The sequence below is a fragment of the uncultured Rothia sp. genome (genome assembly GCF_937976295.1).
GTDB lineage: Bacteria > Actinomycetota > Actinomycetes > Actinomycetales > Micrococcaceae > Rothia.
Genome location: NZ_CALJRY010000264.1, coordinates 1 through 3,027 on the forward strand (window position 1 = coordinate 1; position 3,027 = coordinate 3,027).

General features: G+C 59.3%; 3 protein-coding genes. All 3 read right to left on the reverse strand.

The window, feature by feature from the left end; all coding sequences use genetic code 11:
- Positions 1–127 precede the first annotated feature (127 nt).
- Positions 128–1,093, reverse strand: a complete 966-nt coding sequence (truA, locus tag Q0216_RS07060; protein ID WP_298594058.1) for a tRNA pseudouridine(38-40) synthase TruA — start codon at positions 1,091–1,093, stop codon at positions 128–130.
- A 174-nt stretch (positions 1,094–1,267) separates the two neighbouring features.
- A complete protein-coding gene (rplQ, locus tag Q0216_RS07065) occupies positions 1,268–1,921 on the reverse strand; it encodes a 50S ribosomal protein L17 (protein ID WP_005505032.1) in 654 nt (217 codons plus the stop codon).
- Between the two features lie 105 nt (positions 1,922–2,026).
- Positions 2,027–3,019 (reverse strand): DNA-directed RNA polymerase subunit alpha, encoded by a 993-nt coding sequence (locus Q0216_RS07070; RefSeq protein WP_005505031.1) that lies wholly within the window; start codon positions 3,017–3,019, stop codon positions 2,027–2,029.
- Positions 3,020–3,027 lie beyond the last annotated feature (8 nt).

Genomic DNA, 3,027 nt, shown 5'->3' on the forward strand with positions numbered 1-3,027 from the left:
AAAATAGGGCTTTTTTGCCTTAAACACATTTTAAATTCCATCCGTGTAATTCACCTCGACGGTTGCACTCCTCCGCCAGGCCCCTCGCCGCTTTCAGCATGTGACGGGACTCAACCTGCACAGGGCGTTATGCGCTCTGTGCCTCGTGGTCTTCACGCTTTGCTCGAGCACGCTCAGCTTGCTCTCCATACAACTCCGGCGCAGGGTAGTAAATCTCAGCCAGAGCAAGCGCATGCGGAGGCGCCAGAGTCAGCGACGCCTCGCGTCCCGGGTTATCGATCCGCTCACGCAACCAGTCGGCGTCACGTTTGCCCGTACCGTAGAGCACCAACGCGCCAACAAGCGAACGCACCATGTGATGACAGAATGCATCAGCCACCACGCGTACATCGATAAGACCATTTTCTGCGCGAGAGAAGCTCAGCTCTCGCAGTTCACGAATCGTGGTTGCCCCTTCACGCGGCTTGCAGAAGGAGAGGAAATCGCGCAGACCCAGTAGCTGCTGTGCCGATTGGTTAAGATCAGCGCAATCCAGATGCTCAGGCACCGCCCAGGTGTAGGTGCGGTGCAGCGGGTTAAGCCCATCCGCCGCACCATCTGCAATGCGATAAACGTAGCGGCGACCGATGGCGGAGAAGCGCGCGTCAAAATCGAAGGGAACCTCAGCGACCCGGTGAATCTGAATAGCGCCCTGCAGAATACCGCGGACATTCTTCGGCAAGTTCAGCTGCTCTTCCGCATCGTAGAGGCAGCGTTGCAGAGCACCGGTGAGGCGGCGCCCCAGGGCAGCCGTCGGGTCGTCCTCTCCCGTTCGACCGTGCAGGCGAGCCCAATCCTCATCGTTCAAATCGCAATGCAGGGTCTGGGCTTCCGCATGCACACCGGCATCGGTTCGGCCCGCGACCACCACGCGGTGAGGTGCGCGCAAAATCAGTTCAAGGGCATTCTCAATGACCCCCTGCACCGTGACAAGGTTCGGCTGGGCAGCCCATCCGCTGAAAAGGGAACCGTCGTAGGCACAATCAATTCGCACGCGGTGCGTAGCAATGAAGAGCTGCTCTTCGTGATTCTCTAAAGTAGTAGCATTCTGCATTGGTGTGCCTTTCAGCGGTGATAGTGTACGAAAACATTGGCAAGGTTCGTGAAGCTTGGACGTCCTCAGGAACAGCTTCATCTTAAAGTATGCAGATACGCCAATCCGCCGCCCACAATAGTGGACGGCGGATTGACATATTTTAGGCTTAGCCTAAATCAGCTGGGATCCGTATTACTCGGAAACCTTCTGTGCTGCTGCGCCACCTGCGGGGGCGTAACCTGCAGCCTCTGCCGACTCAGCGGAGTCGAACCAGATTTCAGCCTTGGTGCTGGAGTACCAGCGGGAACCGGGCACGTGGTACTTCATGGAATCGGCGTTACCCTTAACCTCGAAGCCCTCGGGAGCCTCGCCGGACTCCAGGGGTGCGTGGGAACCTGCGGGCAGGCCCTCAGCTGCTTCAGCCTTGGGAGCCTCAGCTGCCTTCTCAGCAACCTTGGTTGCCTCAGCAACTGCACCCTTGGTTGCAACGGGCTCCATGACGAGCTCGATGACTGCCATGGGAGCGTTGTCACCCTTGCGGTTACCGATCTTGATGATGCGGGTGTAACCACCGGGGCGCTCTGCCATTGCCGGAGCAATAACGGTGAAGAGCTCGTGCACGACGGACTTGTCGGTGATGGAACGCAGCACGCGACGGCGAGCAGCCAGGTCGCCCTTCTTACCGAAGGTGATGAAGCGCTCTGCCACCGGACGCAGGCGCTTTGCCTTGGTCAGGGTGGTGGTGATGCGCTTGTGCTGGAACAGCTGCGCCGACAGGTTGTTGAGCATGTGGCGCTCGTGGGTCGGGGAACCGCCGAGGCGGGGACCCTTAGTGGGAGTAGGCATAGTTAAATCTCCATAGTTGCGTTCCCTAACGCCCCAGCAGCGGAGCCTCTTAGGGAATCAAGTTTGACTGATCCCGGTGGAACCGGGTGAACTATTCGGTCGAAATTATTCGCCGGAACCGTCTTCGTCATCAAGCGGGCGTGCAGCAGGCTCGAAACCGGGAGGGGAGTCCTTCAGAGCCAGGCCGAGCTCGATGAGCTTTGCCTTGACCTCGTCAATGGACTTAGCACCGAAGTTACGGATGTCCATCAGGTCAGCTTCACTGCGGGTCACGAGCTCACCCACGGTGTGGATGCCCTCGCGCTTGAGGCAGTTGTAGGAGCGGACGGACATGTTCAGGTCCTCGATCGGCAGTGCCAGATCAGCGGCCATGGACTCGTCGGCGGGCGACGGGCCAACTTCGATACCCTCAGCTGCAATGTTCAGCTCACGTGCCAGGCCGAAGAGCTCGACCAGGGTGCTGCCTGCAGAAGCAACGGCGTCACGCGGTGCGATGGCTTCCTTGGTTTCGACGTCCAGGGTCAGGCTGTCGAAGTCGGTGCGCTGCTCAACACGGGTCGCGTTCACGCTGAAGGTAACCTTCAGAACCGGGGAGTAGATGGAGTCAACCGGGATACGGCCAATCTCGCCATCGCCGACCTTGTTCTGAGCTGCAGTCACGTAGCCGCGACCGCGCTCGATAACCAGCTCAGCGTTGAAGTTTGCCGAGGCGTTCAGGGTTGCCAGGTGCAGTTCCGGGTTGTGGATCTCCACGCCAGCGGGAACCTCGATGTCGCCTGCGGTCAGTTCACCTTCGCCCTGCTTGCGCAGGTAGGCCACGACGGGCTCGTCGTTCTCAGAAGAGATGGAGAGCTTCTTGATGTTCAAGATGATCTCAGTGACGTCCTCGGTCACGCCGGGAACGGTGCTGAACTCGTGCAGTACACCATCAATGCGGACGCTGGTAACAGCGGCGCCGGGGATGGAGGACAGCAGAGTACGGCGGAGGGAGTTACCCATGGTGTAGCCGAAACCGGGCTCCAGAGGCTCGATGGTGAAGCGCGAGCGGTTGGGCGCTACGACCTCTTCAGTCAGAGTGGGGCGCTGTGCAATAAGCACTTTGTTTC

Excerpts from the sequence above, each read along its gene's own strand:
- truA (WP_298594058.1), bottom strand. The coding sequence starts at position 1,093 with ATGCAGAATGCTACTACTTTAGAGAATCACGAAGAGCAGCTCTTCATT.
- rplQ (WP_005505032.1), bottom strand. The coding sequence starts at position 1,921 with ATGCCTACTCCCACTAAGGGTCCCCGCCTCGGCGGTTCCCCGACCCAC.